At 64.7% G+C, this 26,015-nt stretch carries 27 protein-coding genes; 15 read left to right on the top strand and 12 right to left on the bottom strand.

The genetic code is table 11. From position 1 onward, the window contains the following. Window positions 1-84: 84 nt before the first annotated feature. From fabF to fabD, 4 genes are all read right to left on the bottom strand, one after another. Window positions 85-1,350 carry a beta-ketoacyl-ACP synthase II gene (gene fabF / locus YUU_RS0111955; RefSeq protein WP_027522577.1) on the bottom strand — a complete coding sequence of 422 codons (1,266 nt, stop codon included), beginning with the start codon at window positions 1,348-1,350 and terminating at the stop codon, window positions 85-87. Between the two features lie 105 nt (window positions 1,351-1,455). Further along, window positions 1,456-1,695 (bottom strand): acyl carrier protein, encoded by a 240-nt coding sequence (locus YUU_RS0111950; protein WP_027522576.1) that lies wholly within the window; start codon window positions 1,693-1,695, stop codon window positions 1,456-1,458. A gap of 310 nt (window positions 1,696-2,005) precedes the next feature. Further along, on the bottom strand, window positions 2,006-2,743 hold the full coding sequence (fabG, locus tag YUU_RS0111945; RefSeq protein ID WP_027522575.1) for a 3-oxoacyl-[acyl-carrier-protein] reductase: 738 nt from the start codon (window positions 2,741-2,743) through the stop codon (window positions 2,006-2,008). A 10-nt stretch (window positions 2,744-2,753) separates the two neighbouring features. Beyond that, the gene (gene fabD, locus YUU_RS0111940) at window positions 2,754-3,713 is read right to left on the bottom strand and encodes an ACP S-malonyltransferase (RefSeq protein WP_027522574.1); all 960 of its coding nucleotides are present in this window, start codon (window positions 3,711-3,713) and stop codon (window positions 2,754-2,756) included. Between the two features lie 321 nt (window positions 3,714-4,034). On the opposite strand from fabD, the gene YUU_RS50705 reads away from it, so the two are divergent. Further along, a complete protein-coding gene (locus tag YUU_RS50705) occupies window positions 4,035-5,288 on the top strand; it encodes a GGDEF domain-containing protein (protein WP_084801410.1) in 1,254 nt (417 codons plus the stop codon). Here YUU_RS50705 and YUU_RS0111930 read toward each other — a convergent pair. Together YUU_RS0111930 and YUU_RS0111925 are read right to left on the bottom strand one after the other, a co-directional pair. Further along, window positions 5,285-6,310, bottom strand: coding sequence for a fatty acid desaturase family protein (locus YUU_RS0111930; RefSeq protein WP_027522573.1), 1,026 nt, complete (start codon window positions 6,308-6,310; stop codon window positions 5,285-5,287). The genes YUU_RS50705 and YUU_RS0111930 overlap by 4 nt on opposite strands. Before the next feature lie 3 nt (window positions 6,311-6,313). Then, on the bottom strand, window positions 6,314-7,018 hold the full coding sequence (locus tag YUU_RS0111925) for a TetR/AcrR family transcriptional regulator C-terminal domain-containing protein (RefSeq protein ID WP_027522572.1): 705 nt from the start codon (window positions 7,016-7,018) through the stop codon (window positions 6,314-6,316). Between the two features lie 494 nt (window positions 7,019-7,512). Between YUU_RS0111925 and rpsF the strand changes: the two genes are divergently transcribed. From rpsF to rplI, 4 genes are all read left to right on the top strand, one after another. After that, complete coding sequence (rpsF, locus tag YUU_RS0111920) at window positions 7,513-7,980, top strand: 30S ribosomal protein S6 (protein ID WP_027522571.1); 468 nt, start codon at window positions 7,513-7,515, stop codon at window positions 7,978-7,980. A 5-nt stretch (window positions 7,981-7,985) separates the two neighbouring features. Beyond that, window positions 7,986-8,225 carry a 30S ribosomal protein S18 gene (gene rpsR / locus YUU_RS0111915; protein ID WP_007592020.1) on the top strand — a complete coding sequence of 80 codons (240 nt, stop codon included), beginning with the start codon at window positions 7,986-7,988 and terminating at the stop codon, window positions 8,223-8,225. 129 nt (window positions 8,226-8,354) lie between these two features. Then, window positions 8,355-9,329, top strand: a complete 975-nt coding sequence (locus YUU_RS0111910) for a DUF2232 domain-containing protein (protein ID WP_027522570.1) — start codon at window positions 8,355-8,357, stop codon at window positions 9,327-9,329. Between the two features lie 46 nt (window positions 9,330-9,375). Continuing rightward, entirely contained in the window at window positions 9,376-9,975 is a 600-nt protein-coding gene (gene rplI / locus YUU_RS0111905; RefSeq protein ID WP_027522569.1) for a 50S ribosomal protein L9, read from the top strand. A gap of 41 nt (window positions 9,976-10,016) precedes the next feature. On the opposite strand, the gene YUU_RS50700 is transcribed toward rplI, so the two are convergent. The 3 genes from YUU_RS50700 to YUU_RS0111890 form a co-directional block, all read right to left on the bottom strand. Then, window positions 10,017-10,865, bottom strand: coding sequence for an amidohydrolase family protein (locus YUU_RS50700; RefSeq protein WP_051389699.1), 849 nt, complete (start codon window positions 10,863-10,865; stop codon window positions 10,017-10,019). Further along, window positions 10,862-11,470 carry a TetR/AcrR family transcriptional regulator gene (locus tag YUU_RS0111895; protein ID WP_027522568.1) on the bottom strand — a complete coding sequence of 203 codons (609 nt, stop codon included), beginning with the start codon at window positions 11,468-11,470 and terminating at the stop codon, window positions 10,862-10,864. The genes YUU_RS50700 and YUU_RS0111895 overlap by 4 nt, the downstream gene beginning before the upstream one ends. A 106-nt stretch (window positions 11,471-11,576) precedes the next feature. Continuing rightward, on the bottom strand, window positions 11,577-12,632 hold the full coding sequence (locus YUU_RS0111890) for a hypothetical protein (protein WP_027522567.1): 1,056 nt from the start codon (window positions 12,630-12,632) through the stop codon (window positions 11,577-11,579). A gap of 287 nt (window positions 12,633-12,919) precedes the next feature. Here YUU_RS0111890 and YUU_RS0111885 point away from each other — a divergent pair, with 287 nt between their 5' ends. Next, on the top strand, window positions 12,920-14,170 hold the full coding sequence (locus YUU_RS0111885; RefSeq protein ID WP_027522566.1) for a cyclopropane-fatty-acyl-phospholipid synthase family protein: 1,251 nt from the start codon (window positions 12,920-12,922) through the stop codon (window positions 14,168-14,170). Window positions 14,171-14,185: 15 nt separating this feature from the next. Here YUU_RS0111885 and YUU_RS0111880 read toward each other — a convergent pair whose 3' ends face one another. Then, a complete protein-coding gene (locus YUU_RS0111880) occupies window positions 14,186-14,383 on the bottom strand; it encodes a hypothetical protein (protein WP_027522565.1) in 198 nt (65 codons plus the stop codon). Between the two features lie 548 nt (window positions 14,384-14,931). Here YUU_RS0111880 and YUU_RS0111870 point away from each other — a divergent pair. Together YUU_RS0111870 and alr are read left to right on the top strand one after the other, a co-directional pair. Next, on the top strand, window positions 14,932-16,437 hold the full coding sequence (locus YUU_RS0111870; protein ID WP_027522563.1) for a replicative DNA helicase: 1,506 nt from the start codon (window positions 14,932-14,934) through the stop codon (window positions 16,435-16,437). Between the two features lie 166 nt (window positions 16,438-16,603). Next, a complete protein-coding gene (gene alr / locus YUU_RS0111865) occupies window positions 16,604-17,893 on the top strand; it encodes an alanine racemase (RefSeq protein WP_027522562.1) in 1,290 nt (429 codons plus the stop codon). Window positions 17,894-18,066: 173 nt separating this feature from the next. Here alr and YUU_RS0111860 read toward each other — a convergent pair whose 3' ends face one another. Continuing rightward, window positions 18,067-18,285, bottom strand: coding sequence for a cysteine rich repeat-containing protein (locus YUU_RS0111860; RefSeq protein ID WP_027522561.1), 219 nt, complete (start codon window positions 18,283-18,285; stop codon window positions 18,067-18,069). 40 nt (window positions 18,286-18,325) lie between these two features. Between YUU_RS0111860 and YUU_RS0111855 the strand changes: the two genes are divergently transcribed. Next, window positions 18,326-19,096, top strand: coding sequence for an exodeoxyribonuclease III (locus YUU_RS0111855; protein WP_027522560.1), 771 nt, complete (start codon window positions 18,326-18,328; stop codon window positions 19,094-19,096). A 180-nt stretch (window positions 19,097-19,276) separates the two neighbouring features. Further along, on the top strand, window positions 19,277-19,789 hold the full coding sequence (locus tag YUU_RS0111850) for a hypothetical protein (protein ID WP_156944238.1): 513 nt from the start codon (window positions 19,277-19,279) through the stop codon (window positions 19,787-19,789). 69 nt (window positions 19,790-19,858) lie between these two features. Here YUU_RS0111850 and YUU_RS0111845 read toward each other — a convergent pair whose 3' ends face one another. Continuing rightward, the gene (locus YUU_RS0111845) at window positions 19,859-20,227 is read right to left on the bottom strand and encodes a GFA family protein (protein ID WP_027522558.1); all 369 of its coding nucleotides are present in this window, start codon (window positions 20,225-20,227) and stop codon (window positions 19,859-19,861) included. A gap of 293 nt (window positions 20,228-20,520) precedes the next feature. Here YUU_RS0111845 and YUU_RS0111840 point away from each other — a divergent pair, with 293 nt between their 5' ends. From YUU_RS0111840 to YUU_RS0111820, 5 genes are all read left to right on the top strand, one after another. After that, the gene (locus tag YUU_RS0111840) at window positions 20,521-21,249 is read left to right on the top strand and encodes a sulfite exporter TauE/SafE family protein (RefSeq protein WP_027522557.1); all 729 of its coding nucleotides are present in this window, start codon (window positions 20,521-20,523) and stop codon (window positions 21,247-21,249) included. Between the two features lie 18 nt (window positions 21,250-21,267). Beyond that, the gene (gene radA / locus YUU_RS0111835; protein ID WP_027522556.1) at window positions 21,268-22,713 is read left to right on the top strand and encodes a DNA repair protein RadA; all 1,446 of its coding nucleotides are present in this window, start codon (window positions 21,268-21,270) and stop codon (window positions 22,711-22,713) included. Window positions 22,714-22,880: 167 nt separating this feature from the next. Further along, window positions 22,881-23,510: a CvpA family protein gene (locus tag YUU_RS0111830; RefSeq protein ID WP_027522555.1), complete on the top strand. Its 630-nt coding sequence runs from the start codon at window positions 22,881-22,883 to the stop codon at window positions 23,508-23,510. A 31-nt stretch (window positions 23,511-23,541) separates the two neighbouring features. After that, window positions 23,542-25,053, top strand: coding sequence for an amidophosphoribosyltransferase (purF, locus tag YUU_RS0111825; protein WP_027522554.1), 1,512 nt, complete (start codon window positions 23,542-23,544; stop codon window positions 25,051-25,053). Between the two features lie 159 nt (window positions 25,054-25,212). Beyond that, window positions 25,213-25,953, top strand: coding sequence for an SDR family NAD(P)-dependent oxidoreductase (locus YUU_RS0111820; RefSeq protein ID WP_027522553.1), 741 nt, complete (start codon window positions 25,213-25,215; stop codon window positions 25,951-25,953). Window positions 25,954-26,015: the final 62 nt, after the last annotated feature.

The following is a 26,015-nucleotide window of genomic DNA, read 5'->3' as shown; positions in this document are numbered from 1 at the left end:
CAGCCTGACAATCGTCTGCCCGGCTAATAGCACACGCCCGCAACTATGACTTAGGCAAAACGGTGAATTCGTCTCAAACGCAAGCTAATCGGCCAGACGCCTGACGATCACCGATGCGTTGGTACCGCCAAAACCGAAAGAATTCGACAACGCTACGTTGATCTCGCGCTTCTTCGCCGCCTGCGGCACGAGATCGATCGCGGTTTCGACCGACGGGTGCTCGAGGTTGATGGTCGGCGGCGCGATGTTATCGCGAATCGCGAGCATGGCGAAAATCGCCTCGATCGCGCCCGCTGCGCCGAGGAGATGCCCGGTCGAGGATTTGGTCGAGGACATCGCGACCTTGGACGCCGCGTTGCCGAGCAACCGCTCCACCGCGCCAAGCTCGATCTCGTCGCCGAGTGGCGTCGAGGTGCCATGCGCGTTGATATAGTCGAGATCGGCCGGCGTCAGCCCGGCGCGCTTCAACGCGGCCGACATGCTGCGGAAGCCGCCATCTCCATCCGGAGATGGTGAGGTGATGTGATAGGCATCGCCTGACAGGCCGTAGCCGATCACCTCGGCATAGATCCTCGCGCCGCGGCGCCTCGCGTGCTCGAGCTCTTCGAGGATCACGACGCCAGCGCCCTCGCCCATCACGAAGCCGTCGCGATCCTTGTCATAGGGACGCGAGGCCTTCTCGGGCGTCTCGTTGAAACCGGTCGACAACGCGCGCGCCGCGTTGAAGCCGGCGATGCCGATGCGGCTGATCGGCGATTCCGCGCCGCCGGCGACCATCACGTCCGCATCGCCCAGCGCAATCAGACGGGCGGCATCACCGATCGCGTGCGCGCCTGTCGAACAGGCTGTGACCACGGAATGGTTCGGCCCCTTCAGCCCATGCTCGATCGAGACGTAGCCGGAGGTGAGATTGATCAATCGCCCCGGAATGAAGAAGGGCGAGACCCGGCGCGGCCCGCGCTCCTTTAGCAGGATTGCAGTCTCCGCAATGCCGTTGAGGCCGCCGATGCCGGAGCCGATCAGGGTGCCGGTCGCACACTTGTCCTCTTCGCTCTCGGGATGCCAGTTGGCATCGTTGAGCGCCTGCGTCGCCGCAGCCATGGCGAAGATGATGAAGTCGTCGACCTTGCGCTGGTCCTTCGGCTCCATCCACTGGTCGGGATTGAAAGTGCCGTTCGAGCCGTCGCCGCGCGGCACGACGCAGGCGATCTTGGTCTGCAGATCGGACACATCGAACGTCTCGATCTTGCGCGCCCCGCTCTCGCCGTTCAGGATACGCTGCCAGGTCGGCTCGACACCGCAGCCGAGTGGCGACACCATGCCGAGGCCCGTGACGACAACTCGTCTCATATCCCAAAACTCCGGTTCTCAAGGAATCGCGGCCGATAATAAGAAACCGGTGGACCGCTGGCACGATCCGTCCGGTTTCGTCGTTCGACCGCGGATTTTGGAGCCTTAGCTCTTCGCGTTCTTCTCGAGAAACTTGGTCGCGTCGCCGACGGTGAGAATCGTTTCCGCGGCGTCGTCCGGAATCTCGCAACCGAACTCTTCTTCGAACGCCATCACCAGCTCGACGGTGTCCAGACTGTCGGCGCCGAGGTCGTCAATGAAGCTCGCGCTGTCGATAACCTTCTCGGGCTCAACACCAAGGTGTTCGACCACGATCTTCTTAACCCGTTCGCCAATGTCACTCATTGCTTAACCTCGTGTTGTTCCCTGTAGACCCGACCCCCCGGGACGATACGAGCCGTCGTGGTCGTTTTACTGCCTTTGCGTACGAACTTGATTTGGCCCCATCCTAGCCGATGCAGGGCCCGGCGAACGACGGCCAAGGCTCCGCATCGCCAATATACAGGGTTTCAAAAACCTGCAATGGCGTTCTTTGCCCATCCGTTGAAGGTCCGGTTATCATACTTCAACTGCCTTGACTACAAGCCTCAATTCGCTTTGGAAACGGCCGTTTGCCGCATCCGGTCCGCCCGGCCCTCGGCCGGACGGATTACGTTCAGATCATGGCCATGCCGCCGTTGACGTGGATGGTCTGGCCGGTGACGTAGCCTGCTTCGTTGGAGCTGAGATAGACCGCAGCTGCAGCAATATCCTCCGGCGTGCCCAGCCGGGCGGCCGGAACCTTGGTCAGGATCGTCTCGCGCTGCTTGTCGTTGAGCGCATCCGTCATCGGCGTCTTGATGAAGCCGGGCGCGATGCAGTTCGCGGTCACGCCGCGCTTGGCGTATTCGGCGCCAAGCGTCTTGATCATGCCGATCAGGCCCGCCTTCGACGCGGTGTAGTTGCCCTGCCCCGGATTGCCGGTGACGCCGACCACCGAAGTGATCGCGATGATGCGGCCGAAGCGCTTGCGCATCATCAGCTTGGTCGCGGCGCGCGCGAGGCGGAAGGTCGCGGTCAGGTTGACGTTGATGACCTCTTCCCAGTCCTCGTCGCGGAGTTGCACGAAGAGATTGTCGCGCGTGATGCCGGCGTTGGCGACGAGGATGTCGACCTGTCCCATCGCGGCTTCCGCTGCGGGCACCAGCGCCTCGACCTCGTCGGCCTTGGAGAGATTGCACGGCAGCACGTGCACGCGCTCGCCGAGCTTGCCGGCAAGCTCGTCCAGCACCTCTTTCCGCGTCCCCGAAATCGCAACCGTGGCGCCCTGCGCATGCAGCGCCAGCGCGATCGCGCCGCCGATACCGCCGGTCGCGCCGGTAACGAGCGCCTTCCTGCCAGTCAGATCGAACATCGATAGCTCCTCAACCCTGCTTCGCGGCAGCCAAGGCGTCCTTGGCCGCGGCAATATCGTTCGGCCCGCCGACGGCCACGCCCACCGCGCCGTCCGCAATGCGCTTGACGAGACCCGTCAGCACCTTGCCCGCGCCGATCTCGAAGAAACGCGTCACGCCCTGACCAGCCATATAGGAGACCGACTCGCGCCAGCGCACCGTGCCGGTGACCTGCTCGACCAGGCGGCGGCGGATCTCGTCGGGGTCGGTGATGGCGCTCGCCAGCACGTTGGAGACCAGGGGCGCCGCGGGCGCCTTGATCGTGACCTTGGACAGCGCCTCGGCCATGGCGTCGGCGGCGGGTTGCATCAGCTTGCAATGGAACGGCGCGGATACCGGCAGCAGCATCGCGCGCTTGGCGCCCTTGCCCTTGGCGATCTCGACCGCGCGATCGACCGCCGCCTTGTCGCCGGAGACCACCACCTGACCGCCGCCATTGTCGTTGGCGGCCTGGCAGACCTGCCCCTGCGCCGCCTCACGGGCGACCTCCATGGCCGCCTCGTAGTCGAGGCCGAGCAGGGCGGCCATCGCGCCGGCACCGACCGGCACGGCCTTTTGCATTGCGAGACCACGGGTGCGCAGCAACCGCGCGGTATCGGAAATCGTCAGGCTCCCGGCCGCGGCCAGCGCCGAATATTCGCCGAGCGAGTGCCCGGCGACGAAGGCGGCATCCCGCCCCACGGAAAAACCGGCCTCGGCCTCCAGCACGCGCAGGGTGGCGAGCGAGACCGCCATCAGCGCCGGCTGGGCGTTTTCGGTGAGCTGGAGGGTCTCCGCCGGGCCATCCCAGATGGTCGCCGTGAGCTTTTCCCCAAGCGCGGCATCGACTTCGTCGAACACGGCGCGGGCCGCAGGAAAGGCTTCGGCCAGAGCCTTGCCCATGCCGACCGCCTGGGACCCCTGCCCCGGAAATGTGAATGCTGCCGTCATCGGCGCTCCCTGGCTTGCTAGGATCGGGCGGCCATTCTACGCCGGGGCGCGGGCCGTTGTTCCCCATCATGCTCCAAAGGGGGCCGTAGACACTGACCGGGGCCGGAATGTCAAGCCGCGACCACGTTCGGGACGGGGGATCGCCGACGGATTATGCCCCACCGATGGGCCCCCGATACAGCCCGCCTCAAGAGAGCCTCCCGGCCCGCCGCGCGGTCGTGGGCTGACGGTGCAGTCAGCAGGCAGTCAAACGTTTACGCTGTCTGGAACTCGCCGGTTCGCTTTAAGGCGCCTTAAATACCGGCTCTCGAAATTGCGGCCATGGCATCCCTAGTTACCCCCACTTCGACAGCTTCCACCGCTGCCGCGCAACCGCGGCTGTGGTGGCACGGCTGCGTCAACTGGTTGCTTGCCAGCCCGACCTCGCAGCCCGACGACATTCATAACGAGTTTCTTCAGCAAAGGACGAACAAGACGAAGACGCTCGCGGTGGCGGTGCTCGCATCCCTGCTGATCGCATCACTCGCCGCTGCTCTGACCGGCGCCACATGGGCCTATGCCTGGGTGCTGGCAGAACTGGTCCTGGGCAGCACCCGAATCTACCTGATGATGAAAGCCTCCGCGCGGGCAAAGGCCGACGGGCCGAGTGCAGCGAGCGGCACGCCAGTCTGGGTCGGCCTGCTATCCGTGATCCTGATTTCTGCGGGCTGCTACCAATGCGTCGCATCGGGACAGCTGCCGCTGGTCCTTTCCGCAGGCGTCGGGCTCGCCAACCTGATCGGTGGAATTGCCTCGCGCAACGCCGGAACGCCGCGCTATGGAATTCTCATGATCTGCATCCTGACGCTGCCTTTTGCGGTGGCCACGATGCTGTCGCCGATCCCCTTCCTGTTCATCGTCGGCCTGCAAACCCCGGTCTACACCGCGGGGATGATTTTCCTGCTGCTTGAAAATCACAAGATCCTCCTCAACCTGCATCAAACCGAGCGCAACAATCGCCAGATGGCGCACCACGACCTGCTCACCGGTCTTCCCAATCGCGCCCTGAACCGGAAGCTGTTTTCGGAGCTGCTCGACGGTCCATGGCCGGAAGCTGCATCACCATCAGCCGCGAAGCTCACCGTGTTTTGCGTCGATCTCGACAACTTCAAGGGCGTCAATGACCGGCTCGGACATGCGGCCGGCGACGCGGTCCTGGTCGCCGTCGCGGACCGCCTGCGCGCCAGCGTGCGCGAGGCCGATGTCGTGTGCCGCGTTGGCGGCGACGAATTCGTGATCCTGCTGCCCGACATCACGGACACCGAGGCCGCCGACATTGCCCGGCGGATCACCGCGCGGGTTGCTGAACCGTTTGAATTTGCGCCGGCGGCGCGCGTCGGCGCAAGCATCGGCCTTGCAACAGCGCCCCAGGACGGCATGACCGCCGACGAGCTGCTGAGCGCCGCCGATCGCGCGATGTACGAGGCCAAGCGCCGCGGCAAGGGCAGCTTTGTGATCCACACCCGCGGCGTCGAAGAGGTCACCGAGGTGGTGCCGCTCGTCCCCACGGTGAAAGCTCCGGCGCTGGCCGACTAGAACCCGCCGGCCTTCTGATCTGCGCCGACTTCGGCACCCGCGTGTGCGCGGCGAACGCTGCTGACCAATTGCCCGGGACGATCATCGCGGTTTGGCTTGGCGGTCGCGAGCCGCAGCACGGCGAGATAATTCGGCTGCACCTCCATGCGGCCGGCATGTCGGCTCTCGCTCAGCAGGCGATGCACCTTCGGCAAATTGTAGCAGGGCACGTAGAACAGCAGATGATGTTCGAGGTGGTAGTTCACGTAATACGGCGCGATGAACAGCCGCTCGATAAAATTGGCATGCGTGGTGCGGGTGTTGCGCAAGGGATCGTGACTGTCGGGAACGACCGCATGCTCGGCGATGTTGCGGATACGTGTGATGACCATCTGCCAGGTCAGAAGCGGCACCAGCCATAGCAACGGATAGGCCCACCACACGCCGGCGGCCGCGAGCACCGCAAACAGCAGCGCGTTCGTGACGCATTGCGGCCCGAGCTTCTCCCAGAAATGCGCGACGCGCTGCGACGACGGCCAATCCTTCGGACCGAGCGCATTGAGCAGTTGTGCCTTGCGCTGCTGGTAGCCAGTCTGCCCGGTGAGATCGCGGATGAACTTGCGGCGGTAGCTCAGCCTGGTGATCGGGAACGGCGCCGACAGCACGAGGTCGGGATCGTCCTCCTGCTGCGTGCGCGCGTGATGTTGCAGATGATAGCGACGGTAGCTGCGCGTCTCCGCGAAGATCGGATAGGCGCAGAACCACTGGCTCAGCGCCAGATTGGTCTTTTCATCCGGCGACAGGCAGCCATGCGCGCCGTCATGCATGAGGATCGCTAAGCCCAGCTGGCGCGAGCCGATGATCGCGACCGCGAGAATGTAGGTCAGCGGATTCGGCCACCACGCCACCAGTGCGATCGCAGCCGCGATCAGCGCCCAGGCGTGCGCGATCAGTGCTATGCCCTTCCACGTGACGCGCTCGCGCACGTCGACGAGCTGGTCCTCGGTCAGGAAATCGCGGGCACGCATGCGAAGCGCGGTCATGACCTAGCTCTCCTCATCCGATTGTGTTGATGCGTCGCGATCCCCGACGAGCCGCAGGCGCGCCGCATCGCCTGCCGATTTCGCCTGCTCGCCCAGCACGCGCAGCATCTCGGCGCACAGCTCATCCGGCGAGCGGCCCATCGCATAGCCTTCCACGATGACGCCGATCGCCACCGCCCAGAACCTGCGCGAGCTCTCGTCAGGCGCGCGCAACGTCCGCCAGCCGTGGCGCTCGACCTGGGCAGCATAGGCGCGCGCACCCTCGGCGTGCAGGCGCTCGATGGTACGCTCGACCAGCGGCGCGAGATCCTGCCGCCGCCGCGTCAGCGTCAGCGCTTCGGCGAAGAAAGCCACCGAATCGGTCGCCGTGACCGTCTGCGCGAGCGCATATGTGTAGGCCTGTGGCGTGTGCGCCTTCAGCGCCGCCTGCTCGGTGGTGCGCGCCAGATACAGGAGATCGCGGCAAGCGGATTCGACGAACAGCGCCTCCTTGGTGCGGAAGTAATAGGTGATCTGGCTTGGAAACGCGTTCGCGGCGGTCGCGATGTCGGAAATCGATGTCCCGGACAGCCCCTGCTCCTTGAACAAGGGGCTAGCCGCATCGAGGAGCAGCGAGCGCATCTTGCGCCCCGCCGAGCGGGTCGCCCGGGCAGCATGCTTTGGGTCGCCCCGAAGCGCTTCCACCGGACCCTTGACGGATTTGGCCATCAGCTCCTCCCGTCATTTATTTGTATGATATACAAACAAATAAATCAAGACGAAGGGGCGTGCGGCTTTGGCTTGCTCTGGAATCGAAAGGGGCCGCTCCTGAGAGCGGCCCCTTGCCGGTAAAAATGGTTTCGAGATGAAATTCAGCCCCGGCAGTCAGAAGCCTACAACTTTTCATAAATTCTGGGGATTCCGTACAAGCGCGGTGTTCCCGCACCGGAACCGCCACAACCGGTTCGCCGACGCGACGTCCTCAAAACCCCTCTGCCAACCTTGCCAAGCCGGCCAAAATCCGTATAAAGCGCGCCATCCGCAGACCCCGGCCGGGAGCTGAACGGACGGTCTCAGCAAATTCACTTGTTGATTTTGATGTGGCAGGGCCAGTCGGCCCGTCGTCCCGTGTTTCCGCCTTCTGAGCTTAACCCCAGAGTCCTTTCCGAAGGCCTCGAAGGGCTTGACGCCGGGTGAAGCGCCAACATGAGGAAAGGACTTCCATGCCTCTTTACGAGCATGTTTTTCTCGCGCGTCAGGACGCGAGCCCGCAGCAGGTTGAAGAGCTGACGACCCAGATGACCGGTATCGTCGAGGGTCTCGGCGGCAAGGTCACCAAGACCGAGAACTGGGGCGTGCGCTCCCTCACCTACCGCATGAACAAGAACCGCAAGGCGCACTTCGTGCTGCTCAACATCGACGCGCCGTCCGCGGCGATCGCCGAGATCGAGCGCCAGGAGCGCATCAGCGAAGACGTGATCCGCTATCTCAGCGTCCGCGTCGAGGAGCTGGAGGAAGGTCCCTCCGCAATGATGCGCAAGGCCGATCGCGATCGCGAGCGCGATGACCGCGGCGGTGGATTCCGCGGCGAGCGTGAAGGCGGCTTCCGTGGCGACCGCGAAGGCGGCTTCCGCGGTGACCGCGGCCCGCGCCGTCCGCGCGAAGAAGCTGAAACGACGGATGGGGAGTAAGAACAATGGCTGAAGCTGGTGCACGCCGTCCGTTTTTCCGTCGCCGCAAGAGCTGCCCGTTCACGGGCGCCAACGCGCCGAAGATCGACTACAAGGACTCCAAGCTCCTGATGCGTTACGTCTCCGAGCGCGGCAAGATCGTGCCGAGCCGCATCACGGCCGTGTCCGCCAAGAAGCAGCGTGAGCTCGCCCGCGCCATCAAGCGCGCGCGGTTCCTCGGCCTCTTGCCCTACGTGATCCGCTAAACGACGTTCCGACCGGCGGCCCCAGAGACCGCCGGTCGAATCATTCAAACTCATAAGGCTTCCGGGTCGTCCGGTTGCCGATGGTTGGGGCGAAATGCCTCTAACCGCTCGAAGGGAGCGGGACAGCTGATGATGGCACTTGTACTCATTGCCCTGATCGCCGGCGCTGCGTCGGCCCTGATGTTCGCCTCGATCATCTCGGGCGCGCTGATCTCGCTCGTCCTGTTCTACCTCTCGCCCCTGCCGCTGATGGTCGCCGCGATCGGCTGGGGACCGCTGTATGCGAGCTTTGGCGGCATCGCCGCCGCGATCGGCCTCGGCGCCATTTTCGGCCTGCCCTACTGCCTCGCCTTTGCCGTCACGGTCGCGCTGCCGGCCTGGTGGCTTGGCCATCTCGTGCTGCTCGGCCGCCATACCACCCCTGCCGTGATCGCCGCGGGCGGAGAGCCGCCGGCCGAACCTGAGATCGAATGGTATCCGGTCGGGCGAATCCTGCTCTGGATCGCGGGCTTTGCCGCGCTGATCACGATCGCGGCGCTGCTCACGCTCGGCAGCGATGCCGAGGGCATCACGACCTCGCTGCGCCGCGGCTTGATGCGCATCCTCCGCGCAGCCGATCCGCAAGTCTCCGGCGATACCGACCAGTTCATCGATGCGCTGGCGACCGTCGCACCGGCCGTTGCCACCATCGTCTCGATGATGACGCTCACCCTCAACCTCTGGCTCTCGGCCAAGGTGGCGGCGACGTCGGGACGGCTACGCCGTCCCTGGCCCGCGCTGATGACCGCCGAGCTGCCGTCGATGACGCTCGCCGTGCTGTGCATCGCCATCGCCTTCTGCTTCGCCGGCGGGCTGCTCGCGATCGCCGCGCAGATCATCACGGCGGCGCTGATGATAGCCTATGCGCTGACCGGCTTCGCCGTACTGCATACGCTCACGCTTGCACTGAAGAGCCGTGCGTTCTGGCTCGGCTCGACCTACGCCGTCGTCGTCGTGCTCGGATGGCCCGTGATCGCGATGATCGCGCTCGGGCTTGCCGATGCCGTCTTCGGTTTCCGCGAGCGCTTCCTGCGCAACCGGCCGCCGCCACTGCCAACCCCTTAAGTCCAACCCAAAACCCAACTCACAGCACTTCAAAAGGAGAACGATTATGGAAGTCATTTTGCTGGAACGCGTCGCCAAGCTCGGCCAGATGGGCGAAGTCGTGAAGGTTCGCGACGGCTATGCCCGCAATTTCCTGCTCAAGCGCGGCAAGGCGCTGCGCGCCACCAACGACAACCGCGCCAAGTATGACGGCATGAAGGCCGAGCTCGAGGCGCGCAACCTCAAGGCCAAGGGCGAGGCGTCCAAGGTCGCCGAGAAGATCGAGGGCAAGAACATCACCGTGATCCGTCAGGCCTCCGAAGCCGGCCAGCTGTTCGGCTCGGTCACGGTGCGCGACATCGTCGTCGCCTTCGAGGCCGACGGCATCTCGCTCGCCCGCCCGCAGGTGCAGCTCGACGCGCCGATCAAGACCATCGGCAAGCACACCATCACGATCGCCGTCCACCCGGAGGTCGAGATCGAAGTCACCGTGACGGTTGCGCGCAGCCAGGAAGAAGCCGAACGCATCAACCGCGGCGAGGACATCTCGACCCGCAACGAGGACCGCGACGCGGCCGCCGAGGCGATCGCCGCCGCCGGCGAGTTCTTCGATCCGGAAGCCCAGCACGACGACGTGCAGCCGGCGCCTGCCGCGACCGAAGAGTAACGCGCGCTCGCTAACCTGTTCGACGAACGGAAGCCCGGCCCTCAGGCCGGGCTTCTTTGCTTATGGCCGTCGTCTTCGCCGCCGCCGAGCTTGAATACCCGCTTCGCGTTTTCGCCGAGGAACAAATTCGCGACACTGTCGTCGAGATCAAGCTGGTCGAAGCCTTCAAGAGCCTTCGCCGGCGTTATCATGGGATAGTTGGTGCCGAACATCACCTTGGTACGGCCATGCGCGCGGATGTAGTCGATCAACACGGACGGATAGCGCTTGACCGTATAGGCCGACGTATCGATGAAGACGTTTTCGTGTTTGGTGGTGACCGCGATTGCCTCCTCGGTCCAGGGATAACCGATGTGGCCGGCGACGATGCTGAGCTCGGGGAAATCCAGCGCAACACGATCGAGATAGATCGGGCGCCCTACTTCCGATGACATCAGGGGGCCGGTATGTCCGATCTGCGTGCAGAACGGCACGTTCAATTCGCAGCACGCCGTATAGACCGGATAGAAACGACGATCGGTCGGCGGCAAATCCCAGAGCCAGGGAAGGACGCGAATTGCCTTGAAACCGAGTTCGCTGACACAGCGGCGGATTTCCCTGACGGCATCCATCGGCCTCGATATATCGACCGACCCGACGCCGACCAGGCGGTCGGGCGCTTGCGCCACGAATCCAGCCACCTCGTCGTTCGAGATCATGACATTTCGCGGGGCAACCCACGCCGAAATCAGCATCTTGTCGATTCCGCGCTCCTCCATCGCGCGGACCGTGGCCGCGACAGGAAGCTCGTGAGTTGGACTATCGCGTTTGGTCCAGCGTCGCAGCGACGCGAAGATGTCGTCCTGACTGTGACGCAGCGTCGGGTGCTGCCCCCATGCGTCGATGATCATGGCCCATCTGTTCCCGCGCTAGAGACGTTCGGCGTGACCACTGCGCGGATGGCGCATGCGATCAGCATGTCGGTCTGGTCTCTCGGATCGGAACGATCGCGGCCCGACAGCCAGGCGCGACAGAAAATCTGCGCCGGTCCGATGATCTGGCTGAAGAACAGCGCGGCCGTCATCGGCAGCAACTCGCCGCGCGCGACCAGCGGCGCGCGCCAGCGTTCGACGGCTTCCGCAAGACGCGAATTCTGCGCACGCTGCGCGTCGCGGACATCTTCGGTCCATTCGCTGCGGGAGATCTCGAACAGGTAACGCGCTTCTCGCCTGGAGTTCACCACCCAGTCCAGATGAGCGCGTATCAATCGCGCCACACCTTCCCGCGCGCCGCAGGACTCATCGACCGAATTCAGCACTGCTGCGTGATACCGGGCGAGAATTTCCAGAAACAGCGCGCCGGCGAGCTCCTTCTTCGAGGCGAAAAAATGAAAGAAGCTGCCATTGGAGGCACGCGCCCGCGCGCGGATCGCGGCCACCGTCGCGCCCTCGAAGCCCGCACGATCGAAGATCGCCAGCCCCGCGGCTAACAGATCGTCACGCACGCCAGCCGACATCGGCACCTCCTAGAGTAATACTCTAGAGCAGTACTCTAGCTGCTGTCAAGACGACGCGGAGGCCGCGATGAGCGGCCTCCGGTGCAATGACGAGATGGAAGTCTCGTTAGCGGGAGATCGGCGGGGCCGGCGAGCCGGACGGCTCGGCCGGAGCCGGCGGGGCGGCCGCGGCCGCAGGCGGCGCCGCGTCCTGCGGCTTGGCCGCCGCCGGCGCAGAGGCGCCGCTGCCGTTTGAAGAGGCATCGGCGGGCTTGCCCGCGGTGTCTGCTGGCTTCTGCACGGGCGCATCTGCCGGCTTGGCAGCAGCCGACGGGGCCGGCGTCACGTCCGGCACCGGATCGGGCCGCAGCGCTGGGGTCTGGCTGGTCGAAGGCTCGACCTTGGCGCTCTCGGGCTTGTCGGCCGGCTTCTCCGCCGGCTTGTCCTTCGCGCTGTCGGGCTTGGCCTCGGTATCGACCTTGGCGCTGTCGTTCTTCGTATCGTTTTTGGGTTCGCTCTTCTCGACCGGCGGCTCGGCTGCGGCGGGCATGTCTTTGGGCGTTTCGCCCTTGGGGGTGTCAGCCTTCGGAGCTTCCTCGGGCTCGGGCTTGCCGCGCTTGCTCAGGCGCTGCTTGGACTTGCGGCCCTCGGGACCGCGCTCATTGGTCGCTTGCCCCTCGGGCTTGGCGCCTTCCTTTGCACCCTCTTCGCTCGGCCGCGCCATCCGCCTCGAACCGGCCCGGCCGGTCTCGGATGCCGGAGCGCCCTCACCTTCCGGCTTCGCCGCGTCCTGGCGCTGGCGCCGGCTGGAAGGCTCGGGCTGTTGCGTGGCGCTGGAATTGGCTTCTTTTTCCTTCTCCTTGGCGCCGTCCTTCTTGTCCTTGCCGTCCTTGGCCTGGTAGCGCGTGTCGGTCGCACCATTGGAGACGAGGTAGGAGGAGAGCACGCCCGCCATGTCCGAGCTCGTGGTGTAGTGCTGGCGCAGGAAGCTAGGCAGCGAGCCCGGCGGCACCGACTTGAGCAGCCCCCGCGGCGACTTGTGGCAGGCATTGCAGGTCTGGGCGAAGATCTGGGACGGACTCTTGCCGGCCTCGAGGTTCGTCGCCTGCGCAAACGCAGCCTCCGGAGCGCCAAGGCCGATCAGAAGCAACACCGTCGCGAGGCTGAGCGCTCGGCTCGACATCCCGTCATCTCCATTGAAAAACGCAAGAAGGCCAGCCCGCACGCGTGGGCGGCGCTGGCGGCGGGTCACCTTTTAGCCGATTGCGCTGCAATTGGAAGCACGCTCATGACGCAAGGATGTGATCGCGCGTTTTGCGAATATCGGCTTTGAACACAACGCAATAGCAGGTCCGGAACCAGCTGATTACATTCCCATGCAGATGCATAGGAACCAACGCAGTTCCGAAGCGTCGGTGTGATGGCGGGGGTTAGTCGCATCTTTTCGGGTTCGCTCGACAGGGTGGTTCTATGGACCGTTTGTTGCGTAGCTTCCTGACCAAGTTCATCCGGCGCGGATGGATGACGGTGACGACCGTAAGCGGCGCAAAATTCACATGCGGTGACGGCTCTGGCCAACGTGTGGCGGTCCGCTTCGCGACAACCGATGCGCAGCGAAAGATCCTGCTCAATCCCGAGCTCGGGCTCGGCGAGGCCTATATGGACGGCGAGTTCGTCGTCGAGCAAGGCTCGATCGCTGATGCCCTGGCGATCCTCCTGGATCAACCCGGAACATTGCCACAGTGGGCCAAACCCCAGTGGCACTTGCGCTACCTGACGCGACATTTGAAGCAGTTCAACCTGCGTGCCCGCGCGAAGACCAACGTCGCCCATCACTATGATCTGGACGGCCGGCTCTATGCGCTCTTCCTCGACGCCGACAGGCAATATAGCTGCGCCTATTTCGAGACGCCGGACACTTCGCTCGACGACGCCCAGCTCGCCAAGAAGCGGCATATCGCAGCGAAGCTCGCCATCAAACGTGGCCACCGGTTGCTCGATATCGGCTCCGGCTGGGGCGGGCTCGGCCTCTACCTCGCCGAGATCGCAGACGCCGACGTCACCGGCATCACGCTGTCGACCGAGCAGTTGCAGCTTGCCAATGCCCGTGCGGCCGAGAAGAACCTGACCCGGTCAGCCCGGTTCCTGCTCCAGGACTATCGCGACATCGACGGTCCGTTCGACCGTATCGTCTCGGTCGGCATGTTCGAGCATGTCGGCGTCAAGTTCTACGAGACCTATTTCCAGCGCTGCGCTGAGCTCCTCAGCGAGGACGGCGTCATGCTGCTGCATTCGATCGGCCGTTCGCAGGGGCCGGACTCCACCAATCCCTGGATCGCCAAATACATCTTCCCCGGCGGCTATATCCCGGCGCTGTCCGAGGTACTGCCCGCAATCGAGCGCGCAGGGCTGCTCGTCTGCGACATCGAGATCCTCCGCCTGCACTATGCCGAGACGCTGAAGGCCTGGCGCGAGCGCTTCATGGCGCGGCGCGAGGAAGCGGTGCAGCTCTATGACGAGCGATTTGCGCTGATGTGGGAATTTTATCTGGCCGCCTGCGAGATGACCTTCCGCAAGCAGGGCATGATGAACTTCCAGATCCAGCTCACCAAACGGCAGGGCGTGGTCCCCGTGACCCGCGACTATATCGGCCATGAGGAGGCGCGGCTGCGCGGCCTGGAGGGCAGCAGCAGGCCCAGGCTGAAGCTGGCGGGCGAATAATATTACAAATGAAGGCTAGTGACGCAGGCGCGGGGCTGAGTAGAGCAGCGAAGCCGGTAGCGCGAGCCGTGCACGGAACTGCGCCAGCGTCTCGGCCGGCACCATGGACCCCTCGCGTTCCGGCCGGGAGGCGTCCTCCATGGCAGCGATCAGCGCCGACAGCCAGATCCGGCTGCCCGCCTCGCTTTTCCATATCTGCAGCTCCTGCCGCATTTTCGCCTCGTCTCCTGACGGTCGCGGACCAGATCAATTCCCTACCCGGCGGCCCGTTCCGAGCCTCACACGAAAGATTCCGGGGTTCTGTGATCTGCTTCACAAAGCGGTGGTCGGAATTGTCCTAGACCGTCGCCATGAGCAAGAAGATCCAAACCTCCTTCGACGTGCAGGACGATCTCCGCACAGACTATGCCTTGATCGCCACCGGCGTTGCCGCCGCCCTGGTTGCGCTGGTCTACCTCCTGATCGTCTGAACAGTCGGCCGGCCAGTGCGCCGCATGATGCGCGCCCGCAAAATAGGTCTGCGCGCCGACATATAAGGTTCACATCATCCGGAATTTTCCGTGGCTCGGCCTGAGCGGGATCAAGGCGCCGAGGCGAATTCCGCAAAACATCAGTCAAGCATCGCGCATGCTGCGGCTGCTAACCATCCACCATTTTAAAGACCGGTTGATAGCGACCAGCTTTCGCTTCCGCTTTGCCTGCCGTCGGCGCTTTATCGCCGCCCCGCATCCCGCCGGAAAAGTTGCTAAGCACCTCCGACCATGGCCCTGACTGATTCGACCGTCCTGAAACTCGCGCCCGATGCCGGAACCCCCGCCTATCGGAGCGCACCGCACAACATCGAGGCGGAGCAGAGCCTTCTGGGCGCCATTTTGGTCAATAACGACGCCTTCTACCGCGTTTCTGACTTCCTCGAGCCAAAGCACTTCTTCGAACCGCTGCACCAGACGATCTTCGAGACCGGCGGCAGCCTGATCCGGATGGGCAAGATCGCCACCCCGGTGACGCTAAAGACGTTCCTGCCCGCCGATACCGACGTCGGCGGCATGACCATCGGGCAGTATCTGGCGCGGCTGGCGGCCGAAGCGACAACCATCATCAACGCCCAGGACTATGGCCGCACCATCTACGATCTTGCATTGCGGCGCGACCTCATCGGCATCGGCGAGGACATGGTCAACGTCGCCTATGACGCCCCGGTCGACTTTGCGCCGCGGGCGCAGATCGAGGACGCCGAGCGCCGCCTCTATGAGCTCGCCGAGTCGGGCCGCTATGACGGCGGCTTCCAGAAATTCTCGCAGGCGCTGACGGTCGCCGTCGATCTCGCGGCAAAAGCGTTCCAGCGCGACGGAAAGCTGTCGGGCATCTCGACGGGGCTACGCGACCTCGACACAAAGATGGGCGGCCTGCAGCACTCCGACCTCATCATCGTCGCGGGACGTCCCGGCATGGGCAAGACGTCGCTTGCGACCAATATCGCCTACAACGTCGCGCAAGCCTACGTTCCAGAACTCCAGGCCGACGGCACCACGAAGGCCGCCAATGGCGGCGTGATCGGCTTCTTCTCCTGCGAAATGTCGGCCGACCAGCTCGCCACGCGTATCGTGGCCGAGCGCACCGGCATCCCCTCCTCGCACATCCGCCGTGGCGGAATCTCGGAAGCCGATTTCGAGAAAATCCGCCAGGTTTCGATCGAGCTGCAGTCGCTGCCCTTCTATGTTGACGCAACCGGCGGTCTGTCGATCGCCCAGCTGATGGCGCGCGCGCGCCGGCTGAAGCGCCAGAAGGGTCTCGATCTCCTCGTGATCGACTACATCCAGCTGCTGTCCGGCTCGGGCAAGCGCGCCAGCGACAGCCGCGTCCAGGAAATCACGGAGATCACGACCAGCCTGAAGGCGCTGGCAAAGGAGCTCAACGTCCCCGTGATCGCACTGTCGCAGCTCTCGCGCCAGGTCGAATCGCGCGACGACAAGCGCCCGCAGCTCTCGGACCTGCGTGAATCCGGCTCGATCGAGCAGGACGCCGACGTCGTGCTGTTCGTGTTCCGCGAGGAGTATTACCTCGCCATGAAGGAGCCGCGTCCCGGCACCGAGGAACACGCCAAATGGCAGGCAGACATGGAGCGCACGGTCGGCCGGGCCGAAGTCATCATCGGCAAGCAGCGCCATGGTCCGACCGGCACGGTCGAACTGCACTTCGACGCCTCGGTCACCCGCTTCGGCGATCTCGCCCATGACGGCCAGTTGCCGGATCGCAGCGACTACTAGGGCATGATCCGGAGAAGTGTGCAGCGGTCTTCCCTCGCGACAAACGCGGAACGCGTTTGCGCGGAGATCATGTTCAAGCAAGGAGGCAGAACGCGACGATCTCATCGCGCTCTGAGTTGCTCGGGTTGAACCGCGCACACCTCTTGCGTAAAACGATGCCATGACAATGGCGTCCGACCCGAACCTCATCCCCCAAACCGGCCTCCTCTCCGAGGAGGCCAACCAGGCCGCGGCGCTTGCCGCCTATGGTGGCGTGCTCACCGTCGACCTCGACGCGATCGTCGCCAACTGGCGCAAGCTCGAGAAGACCGCGGTGCCGGCCGAATGCGCCGCCGTGATCAAGGCCGACGCCTATGGCTGCGGCACCGAACCGGTGGCGCGCGCGCTTCACAAAGCCGGCTGCAAGACCTTCTTCGTCGCGACGATCGAGGAAGCGCGCATCGCCCGCGCGGCGGTGCCGACCGCGACGATCTACGTGCTCGGCGGCTTTTTCCAGAATACCGGCGAGCATTACGCCAAGATCGATTGCCGCCCCGTGATCGGCGATCTCAACGAGCTCGCCGAATGGGACGTGTTCTGCCGCCGCACGGACTGGACCGGGGGCGCGGCCATCCATATCGACACCGGCATGAACCGGCTCGGGCTGACGCTCCAGGAGGCGCAGGCCATCATCCCGCGCATCAATGCCGGCGATCACGGCATCACGCTGGTGATGAGCCATCTGGTCTCCGCCGAGCAGCTCAATAGTTCGGTCAACGCCAGGCAGCTCGCAGCTTTCCGCTCCATCGCGAGCGAATTCGCGGGTGTGCCCGCCGCGCTCGCCAATTCCTCCGGCATCTTCCTTGGCGCCCCCTTCCAGTTCGACCTGGTGCGGCCGGGCGCGGCGCTCTACGGCGTCAACCCGACGCCGGAGGCCGACAATCCGATGCAGCCGGTGGTCGATCTCAAGGCCCGCATCGTGCAGATTCGCACCATCGAGCGTGGCGAGAGCGTCGGCTATGGCGGCACCTGGACGGCGCGGCGCCCCACGAAACTCGCGATCATCGCGGTCGGCTATGCCGACGGCTATTTCCGCGCCGCCAGCTCCAATGACGGCACCCGCGGCGCCGAGGTGATCGTCGCGGGCAAGCGCTGTCCGGTCGCGGGCCGCGTCTCCATGGATCTGATCGCGATCGACATCACCGATCTGCCGCCGAATTCGGTGCGGCGCGGCCACATGGTGACGCTGCTCGGTGAAGGCATCACCGTCGACGAGCTTGCGCATCATTTCGGCACCATCGGATACGAGGTGCTGACGAGCCTCGGCCACCGTTATGCCCGGGTCTACAAGGGCGGCAATGCGCAAGCGCCGGTCGAACAGCCACCTCTCGCGCAGCCCGCCGCGACGTCCGCCGCCGAGCCACCCGCGCCGCCGCCACTGGAGCAGCCGGCAAGCCCGCCGCCGCTGCCGACCTAACCGACCCGACACGCTCTCGTGCCCCGGACGCAGCGCAGCGCTACTTCAGCGGTGCGCTGCAGAGCCGGGGCCCATCTATCCGCTTTGTACCGTGCCGCCTTCTGGGTCCCGGCTCTGCGTCGCACCGCTTTCGCGCTGCGCCTCGTCCGGGACACGAGGGTGATCGTGAACGCTTACTTCTTCCTGGTGTCCAGCGCCTTCTTGCAGGTGTCGCTGAGCTGGTCGCGCTTGGCATTGAGGCACGCGACGATGCGGCCGCCGCCAGGCGCGATGCCGGCGCAGAATTTGTCATAATCCGCCTTGCAGGCGCCGCGCGGATCGGACGATTGTGCCAGCGCGGACCCGGAGAGCGCGACGGCGAATGCGATAGCGGCAAAATTCAACTTGGACATTGTTTCTCCGGTTTGGGGCGTCAGGAGCCTTCAGCTCTACATGAAGATTGCGACATTCAACATCAACAACATCAACCACCGCCTGCCCAACCTGTTGCGCTGGCTGCGCGCGGCGAATCCCGATGTCGTCGCACTCCAGGAACTGAAGGCCATCGATGGCGAATTTCCGGCCGCTGCGATCGAGAAGGCCGGCTACGGCGCGGTCTGGCGCGGACAAAAGACCTGGAACGGCGTCGCCATTCTCGCGCGCAACGCCGAGCCCGTGTTGACCCGCGACCGCTTGCCAGGCAACGCCGACGACATCGAGGCGCGCTACATCGAGGCCGCCGTGCGCGGCATCATCGTCACCAGCATCTATTTGCCGAACGGCAACCCGCAGCCCGGACCGAAATTCGACTACAAGCTCGACTGGTTCGCGCGCCTGAAGCGCCACGCGAAGACCTTTCTCAAGCAGGACCTGCCGGTCGTGCTCGCCGGCGACTACAACGTCGCCCCGACCGCGCTCGATATCTATCCTACGAAATCCTGGGACAAGGATGCCCTGATCCAGCCCAAGAGCCGCGCCGCATTCAAATCACTCGTCGCGCAAGGCTGGTGCGATGCGCTCCGCGCGCTGCATCCCGAGAAGCGCATCTACACCTTCTGGGACTACAAGCGTAACCGCTGGCCGCGCGATGCCGGTCTTCGCCTCGATCACCTCCTGCTCAGCCCTGCCCTCGCCCCGCGCCTGACCAAGGCCGGCGTTGACAAGACGATCCGCGGCGAAGACGGCGCGAGCGACCATGCGCCGGTGTGGGTGGTGCTGCGCTAGGCGCACGCTCTCAAGTCCACTGCCTACGGTAGATACAGCTACTCGTCGGCTTTGTCTCTTGAAGCAGACGTCGGCAGTGGCTTCGATGATTTCCGCCATGGGCCAGATTCGGACGTGCGCGGAATGACGGTTTCATGCCAAAGTAGCGCACCAGCAGCGAGTTCGGGGAGAGAGACCTGCGTGAAGCGTTTTGCTATTTGGGTCTTGGCAACACTCGCCCTTGTTGTGGCCATTCTCTCGGGCTTGTTTGTTTTTAGCCCGACAGCGCGTTTGGTCATGGTTATCGTCATCGCGGCGATTTTCAACTCCGGGCCGCCGCCAATCGCGAAGGGGGTCATTACCAAAGAAGACTGGCCCCACTTTGCAGCAGCCAGCAAAAAGTTGACTGGGGTCCTGCAGTCACAATTTCCGGTTGGGTCAACAGAGGGCGCACTGAAAGCGATTTTGGCGGGCCAGGGATTTCGACCCGCCGATCCCGTACCGTCCAATTGCGTTCCGCCTGGCCAGCAGGTGCCGATCGGGGAGGTCTACCACCAGTGCTTAACTCCGGAGCAGGAAGAGAGGAGGAAGAGAACGTTGGTTTATAAGTGGGGCGGCGGTGTTTGCATGGAATCCATTTCAGTCATGTGGTCAAGCGATGAGCATGGCGATTTGACCCATGTCGAGGGGGGCTACTACGGCGCGTGCCTTTGAAAATTCCGGTCGGATATGACCTCAAGGCACGTCCAAATCCGCTTCGGGGTCAAACGGCGATATTCCCCGTCACCACAAATTCTTGCCGTCGATCACGTTCACCGGCACAGCATCGAGATCGAAATCGTCGAACAGGCGGGCATTGATGCCCACTCTCGGATTGTCGAAGTCGGGCTTTCCGCTCGACCAGTCCGGCGACTCCGAATAGGTGCCGCAGCCGCAACTCGCGCAGTAGTGATGTTTGACGGTGCGGCTGCCCCATTGATAGGTCGCGATGTTCTCCGGCGGAGAGAGCAAGCGGAACTGCGCCGGCGTGTAATAGGCCCACAACGCGCCGCGCTTGGCACAGAGCGAGCAAGTACAGCGCGTCACGCTGGCTGGCGGCTCGGTGACCTCGAACACCGTCTCACCGCAATGGCAGCTTCCTTCGACCGGCATGGCCCGCTCCCTGTCTCGAAAATGTCAGGAGATGGTCGTAGCCGAGGCCTGCTGCCAACATGCTGTCAGCATGTGCTGCGGCGCACCGCCTCGTTTGCAGGCAGCCGCCTCAGCGGGCGCCGCCATCGCGACACCGACGTGTGCCCGTCTCAAGCCGTTCGCAGACCGCAGGATGCCGGCAGCCCCGGCTACTTTGCATGGGGTTGTTTTCGAGGTTTTTTGTCGCGCAGGCGAAACGGTCCGATCTGCGGCAAGAATTGGCTACACTCCCCCGATTCCCGGAGCCCTCCTCTTTGGCATTCCTGTTCGTCCTCATCGTCGGCCTGATCGCCGGCACCATTTCCGGCATCGTCGGCACGGGCTCGTCGATCATGCTGATGCCGGTGCTGGTCTATGAATACGGGCCGAAGGAGGCGGTGCCGATCATGGCCGTGGCCGCCGTGATGGCGAACCTGTCGCGGATCCTCGCCTGGTGGCGCGAGGTCGACTGGAAGGCATGCGCAGCCTATTCCATCACCGGCATCCCGGCCGCAGCGCTCGGCGCGCGGACGCTGCTGGCGCTGCCCTCGCACGCGGTCGATCTTGCGATCGGCATCTTCCTGATCGCGATGGTGCCGGCGCGGCACTGGCTGGCGCGGCACGATCTGAAGGCCAATCTCTGGCATCTGGCGATCGGCGGCGCGGTCATCGGCTATATCACCGGCATCGTGGTCTCGACGGGCCCGCTCAGCGTGCCGCTGTTCCTGTTCTACGGCCTGACCAAGGGCGCCTTCCTCGCGACCGAGGCCGCCTCCTCGCTCGGCCTCTATCTGTCGAAATCCGTGACCTTCGAACGCTTCGGCGCGCTGACCGGCGACGTCGCAATCAAGGGCCTCATCGCAGGCTCCTCGCTCATGTTTGGCGCCTTCATCGCCAAGCGCTTCGTGCTGCAGATGAAGCCAGACGTGTTCCGCCTGGTGATGGACGCCATCATGGTCGCGGCGGGGCTCAGCATGCTATGGAACGCCACGCTCTCCCCCTGACACCGATTCACCAGTCCCATGGCCAAATCCACGCTCTCCTTCGTCTGCCAGAACTGCGGCGCGTCCTATAATCGCTGGCAAGGCAAGTGCGAGGCCTGCGGCGAGTGGAACACGCTGGCCGAGGAGGACGCGACCGGCAACGTGCCTGTGTCGATCCGCTCCAAACGCAAGGGGCGCACCTTCGCGCTGGAGAGCCTGGCGGGGAAAAGCCCTGACGCCCCTCGCCTGTCCTCAGGGATGACCGAGCTCGACCGCGTCACCGGCGGCGGCTTCGTCCGCGGCTCGGTGCTCCTGGTCGGCGGCGATCCCGGCATCGGCAAATCGACGCTGCTGACGCAGGCTACCAGCTTGCTGGCGCGCGCCGGCCACCGCATCGTCTACATCTCCGGCGAAGAGGCGATCGCGCAGGTGCGCTTGCGCGCCGAGCGGCTCGGGCTATCCGACGCGCCGGTGCAGCTCGCTGCGGAGACGTCGGTCGAGGACATCATCTCGACGCTGTCTGAAGGCTCGGTCCCCCGCCTGATCGTGATCGACTCGATCCAGACCATGTGGACCGACACGGTGGAGTCTGCGCCCGGCACGGTGACGCAGGTGCGCGCCTCGGCGCAGGCGCTGATCCGCTTCGCCAAGAAGACGGGAGCCGCCATCATCCTGGTCGGCCACGTCACCAAGGACGGTCAGATCGCCGGCCCCCGCGTGGTCGAACACATGGTCGACGCCGTGCTGTCCTTCGAGGGCGAAGGTTCCCAGCAATTCCGCATCCTGCGCGCCGTGAAGAACCGCTTCGGCCCCACCGACGAGATCGGCGTCTTCGAGATGACCGGACTCGGCCTGCGCGAAGTCACCAACCCGTCCGAGCTGTTCCTGTCCGAGCGCGACCTCGGCACCCCCGGCACTGCCGTGTTCGCAGGTATCGAGGGCACCCGCCCCGTGCTGGTCGAATTGCAGGCCCTGGTGGCGCCGACCTCGCTCGGCACCCCGCGCCGCGCCGTGGTCGGCTGGGACCCGAGCCGGCTCTCCATGGTGCTGGCGGTGCTGGAAGCCCATTGCGGGGTCAAGCTGTCCGGCCACGACGTCTATCTGAACGTTGCGGGCGGCCTTCGCATCCACGAGCCAGCCGCCGACCTTGCCGCGGCGGCGGCGCTGGTGTCGTCACTGGTTAACGCGCAGTTACCCACCGATGCCGTCTATTTCGGCGAGATTTCGCTCTCCGGCGTGGTGCGGCCCGTGGCCCAGACCCCCGCGCGGCTCAAGGAGGCCGCAAAGCTCGGCTTCAGCCGCGCCGTGCTGCCCGAATCGGCCCGTGGCGAGGCCAGCGGCGACGCCGGGCTGTCGCTCAACGCCGTGAACAGCCTCACCACGCTGGTCGCCGAGATCGCCGCCCGCGGCTCGCGCCGCGGCGAATCCGCGTCCGCGCCCGAGAAAAATGCCACACCCGCCAGATTCCGCCGTGGAGAGGGCTAGCTGGAGGTGACGATCCCCGGCCCCGCCGCTATACAGCCGTCACAAAGCAGCATGGGATTGCGTGGTTCCGGACTTGCTGGGAACACCGTCTGCCCCTCACTTAGGGCGGCGGCCAAAACACCGATTCGCTGAGCACCTTTGAGAGTACGAGCGGACCAGACCAGCCGATGCCGATTACACTCCTCGATCTGATCCTGCTCGGTGTGATGCTGATCTCGGGCCTGCTTGCCATGGTCCGCGGCTTCATGCGCGAAATCCTGTCGATCGCGGCCTGGGGCGCAGCGGCGATCGTGACGCTTTATTCATTCTCGAAGCTGCTGCCGACCGCCAAGACCTATTTCAACAACGACACGGTCGCGAGCGTCGTGGTTGTGGCCGGTGTGTTCGTGGGCACGCTGATCGTGGTGTCCGTGATCACGGTCCGGATCTCCGACATGATCCTGGATTCCCGGATCGGCGCCCTGGACCGCACCCTGGGCTTCCTGTTCGGCCTTGCCCGCGGCCTCCTGATCGTTGTGGTCGCCTTCCTGTTCTTCACCTGGCTGGTACCGGACAAGCAGCGCCCGGACTGGGTCACGGGAGCCAAATCCCGGGTGGTGCTCCAGGGAACCGGGGATTGGCTGATGTCGCTCTTGCCGGATGACCCCGAGAACACCATCTTGAAGAGATTCAAGAAAAACAAACCAGATGATGATCAAGCTGATACCGAGCAGCAGCCTGCGGGCGGCAGCGACGGCTACAGTAAACCGGCTCGTGACAGCCTTAAAAAGCTGATCGAGAAACCCGCGGCACGTTGAATTGAGCCCGAAGAGAGGCGCGATGGACGAGATGCAAAACCCCGACTGGAACGCCCAGCTTGATCTCGACCTCCCCCCGGCCGGGCTCGAGCTTCAGGACGATCTCGAGGGGGATACGCTACGCGAGGAATGCGGCGTGTTCGGCATCTACGGCCATCCCGACGCTGCCGCCATCACCGCCCTCGGCCTCCACGCCCTTCAGCACCGCGGCCAGGAAGCCGCCGGCATCGTCTCCTACGATGGCAACCGCTTCCACTCCGAACGCCGCCTCGGTCTCGTCGGCGACACCTTTTCTCGCCGCGAGGTGATCGACCGCCTGCCCGGCAGTGTCGCGGTCGGCCATGTCCGCTACTCCACGACCGGCGCCACGATCCTGCGCAACGTGCAGCCGTTGTTCGCCGAGCTGAATGCCGGCGGCCTTGCGGTCGCCCATAACGGCAACCTCACCAACGGCCTGACGCTGCGACGCGAGCTCGTCAGGAACGGCGCGATGATGCAGTCGACCACCGATACCGAGGTGATCCTGCACCTGGTCGCACGATCCAAGCGCTCCCGCTTCATCGAACGCTACATCGATGCGCTGCGCGAGATCGAAGGCGCCTATGCGCTGGTGTCGCTCACCAACAAAAAGCTGGTCGGCGCGCGCGATCCGCGCGGCATCCGGCCGCTGGTGCTCGGAGAGCTCGACGGCTGCCCGATCCTGACGTCGGAGACCTGCGCGCTCGATATCATCGGCGCGCGCTTCGTGCGCGACATCGAGCCCGGCGAAGTCATCGTGTTCGACGAGAACGGCGAGGACGTCCACAAGCCGTTCCCGCCGATGGCCCCGCGGCCCTGCATCTTCGAATACATCTATTTCTCCCGTCCGGATTCCATCGTCCACGGCCGCTCGGTCTACGAAGTTCGCAAGGCCTTTGGCGCGCAGCTCGCCAGGGAGAGCCACGTGCCGGTCGACGTGGTGGTACCGGTGCCGGATTCGGGCGTGCCCGCCGCGGTCGGCTACAGCCAGTTCTCCGGCGTGCCGTTCGAGCTCGGCATCATCCGCAACCATTATGTCGGACGCACCTTCATCCAGCCGACGCAGGCGATCCGCGAATCCGGCGTGCGCATGAAGCATTCGGCGAACCGCGCCGCGATCGAAGGCAAGCGCATCATCCTGATCGACGACTCCCTGGTGCGCGGCACCACCTCGAAGAAGATCGTGCGCATGATGCGCGATGCGGGCGCGACCGAGGTGCACTTCCGTCTCGCCTCGCCCCCGATCCTCTATCCCGATTACTACGGCATCGACCTGCCCGATCGCGGCGGCCTGCTCGCGGCGACGCACTCGCTCGAAGAGATGCGCGAGATCATCGGCGCGGACTCGCTCGCCTTCCTGTCGATCGACGGCATGTACCGCGCCATGGGCGAGCCCGGCCGCGACCCGGCCAATCCGAAATTTTCGGATCACTGTTTTACCGGCGCCTATCCGACGCATCTCACCGACCAGACCCAGACCGAGGCTCAGCCGCGGCAATTGTCGTTGCTGGCGGAGGCGAGCTGACGGCGTAGCCGTCATTCCGGGGCGGTCCGCAGGACCGACCCCAATGCGCAATTGCGCATTGGGCGATCTTGAGATTCCGGGTTCGATGCTTCGCATCGCCCCGGAAATGACGACCAAGCGGGGGCTTGTCCCGGCCATCCACGCCTGTAAAACCCCGCCATGACACAACCCCTAGCCAACCGCATCGCTCTCGTCACCGGCGCCTCGCGCGGCATCGGCTACGCCACCGCAATCGCGCTGGCGAAAGCCGGTGCGCACATCGTCGCGGTGGCGCGCACGCAGGGCGGGCTGGAAGAGCTCGACGACGAGATCCGGAAAGCAGGCGGCAGTGCCACGCTGGTGCCGCTCAACCTCACCGACTTCGATGGTATCGCGCGGCTCGGCGCCGCGCTGCACGAGCGCCACGGCAAGCTCGACATTCTCGTCGGCAATGCCGGCGTGCTCGGTCCCTCCTCACCGCTTGGCCATATCGAACTGAAGACCTTCACCGACGTGATGGCGATCAACGTCTCCGCGAACTTCCAGCTGATCCGCTGCATGGAGCCGCTGCTGAAACAATCCGACGCCGGCCGCGCGGTGTTCATCACCTCGGGCGCGGCCAACAAGGCGACCGCCTATGTCGGCCCCTACGCCGCCTCCAAGGCCGCGCTGGAGACGCTGGCACGCGCCTGGGCGCAGGAGACCGCGAGCACGAAGCTGCGCGTCAACCTGTTCAATCCCGGGCCGATCCGCACCCGCATGCGCGCGACCCTGATGCCGGGCGAGGATCCCTCGACGCTCGACACGCCCGAGCAGGCGGCGGAGTTCATCGTGCCGATGTGCGCACCCGACTGGACAGAAACCGGCAAATTCTACGACTACAAGTCGCGCACGCTGATGAGCTTCCGACCGCCGGCCTGAAAGCCGCCCTGCGGTGGCGCGACCTTTGATGAAATTTAAGTCAGCGCGGGACGATCGGATTA

Origin of the sequence: Bradyrhizobium sp. Ec3.3, from assembly GCF_000472925.1 — a bacterium.
In the GTDB taxonomy this organism is placed as follows: Bacteria; Pseudomonadota; Alphaproteobacteria; order Rhizobiales; family Xanthobacteraceae; genus Bradyrhizobium.
The sequence above is the reverse complement of the archived record's forward strand: the minus strand, read 5'-3'. Positions and strand labels throughout refer to the sequence as shown.

Coding starts and splice junctions, on each gene's coding strand:
- fabF (WP_027522577.1), bottom strand. CDS start 1,350: ATGAGACGAGTTGTCGTCACGGGCCTCGGCATGGTGTCGCCACTCGGC.
- YUU_RS0111950 (WP_027522576.1), bottom strand. CDS start 1,695: ATGAGTGACATTGGCGAACGGGTTAAGAAGATCGTGGTCGAACACCTT.
- fabG (WP_027522575.1), bottom strand. CDS start 2,743: ATGTTCGATCTGACTGGCAGGAAGGCGCTCGTTACCGGCGCGACCGGC.
- fabD (WP_027522574.1), bottom strand. CDS start 3,713: ATGACGGCAGCATTCACATTTCCGGGGCAGGGGTCCCAGGCGGTCGGC.
- YUU_RS50705 (WP_084801410.1), top strand. CDS start 4,035: ATGGCATCCCTAGTTACCCCCACTTCGACAGCTTCCACCGCTGCCGCG.
- YUU_RS0111930 (WP_027522573.1), bottom strand. CDS start 6,310: ATGACCGCGCTTCGCATGCGTGCCCGCGATTTCCTGACCGAGGACCAG.
- YUU_RS0111925 (WP_027522572.1), bottom strand. CDS start 7,018: ATGGCCAAATCCGTCAAGGGTCCGGTGGAAGCGCTTCGGGGCGACCCA.
- rpsF (WP_027522571.1), top strand. CDS start 7,513: ATGCCTCTTTACGAGCATGTTTTTCTCGCGCGTCAGGACGCGAGCCCG.
- rpsR (WP_007592020.1), top strand. CDS start 7,986: ATGGCTGAAGCTGGTGCACGCCGTCCGTTTTTCCGTCGCCGCAAGAGC.
- YUU_RS0111910 (WP_027522570.1), top strand. CDS start 8,355: ATGATGGCACTTGTACTCATTGCCCTGATCGCCGGCGCTGCGTCGGCC.
- rplI (WP_027522569.1), top strand. CDS start 9,376: ATGGAAGTCATTTTGCTGGAACGCGTCGCCAAGCTCGGCCAGATGGGC.
- YUU_RS50700 (WP_051389699.1), bottom strand. CDS start 10,865: ATGATCATCGACGCATGGGGGCAGCACCCGACGCTGCGTCACAGTCAG.
- YUU_RS0111895 (WP_027522568.1), bottom strand. CDS start 11,470: ATGTCGGCTGGCGTGCGTGACGATCTGTTAGCCGCGGGGCTGGCGATC.
- YUU_RS0111890 (WP_027522567.1), bottom strand. CDS start 12,632: ATGTCGAGCCGAGCGCTCAGCCTCGCGACGGTGTTGCTTCTGATCGGC.
- YUU_RS0111885 (WP_027522566.1), top strand. CDS start 12,920: ATGGACCGTTTGTTGCGTAGCTTCCTGACCAAGTTCATCCGGCGCGGA.
- YUU_RS0111880 (WP_027522565.1), bottom strand. CDS start 14,383: ATGCGGCAGGAGCTGCAGATATGGAAAAGCGAGGCGGGCAGCCGGATC.
- YUU_RS0111870 (WP_027522563.1), top strand. CDS start 14,932: ATGGCCCTGACTGATTCGACCGTCCTGAAACTCGCGCCCGATGCCGGA.
- alr (WP_027522562.1), top strand. CDS start 16,604: ATGGCGTCCGACCCGAACCTCATCCCCCAAACCGGCCTCCTCTCCGAG.
- YUU_RS0111860 (WP_027522561.1), bottom strand. CDS start 18,285: ATGTCCAAGTTGAATTTTGCCGCTATCGCATTCGCCGTCGCGCTCTCC.
- YUU_RS0111855 (WP_027522560.1), top strand. CDS start 18,326: ATGAAGATTGCGACATTCAACATCAACAACATCAACCACCGCCTGCCC.
- YUU_RS0111845 (WP_027522558.1), bottom strand. CDS start 20,227: ATGCCGGTCGAAGGAAGCTGCCATTGCGGTGAGACGGTGTTCGAGGTC.
- radA (WP_027522556.1), top strand. CDS start 21,268: ATGGCCAAATCCACGCTCTCCTTCGTCTGCCAGAACTGCGGCGCGTCC.
- YUU_RS0111830 (WP_027522555.1), top strand. CDS start 22,881: ATGCCGATTACACTCCTCGATCTGATCCTGCTCGGTGTGATGCTGATC.
- purF (WP_027522554.1), top strand. CDS start 23,542: ATGCAAAACCCCGACTGGAACGCCCAGCTTGATCTCGACCTCCCCCCG.
- YUU_RS0111820 (WP_027522553.1), top strand. CDS start 25,213: ATGACACAACCCCTAGCCAACCGCATCGCTCTCGTCACCGGCGCCTCG.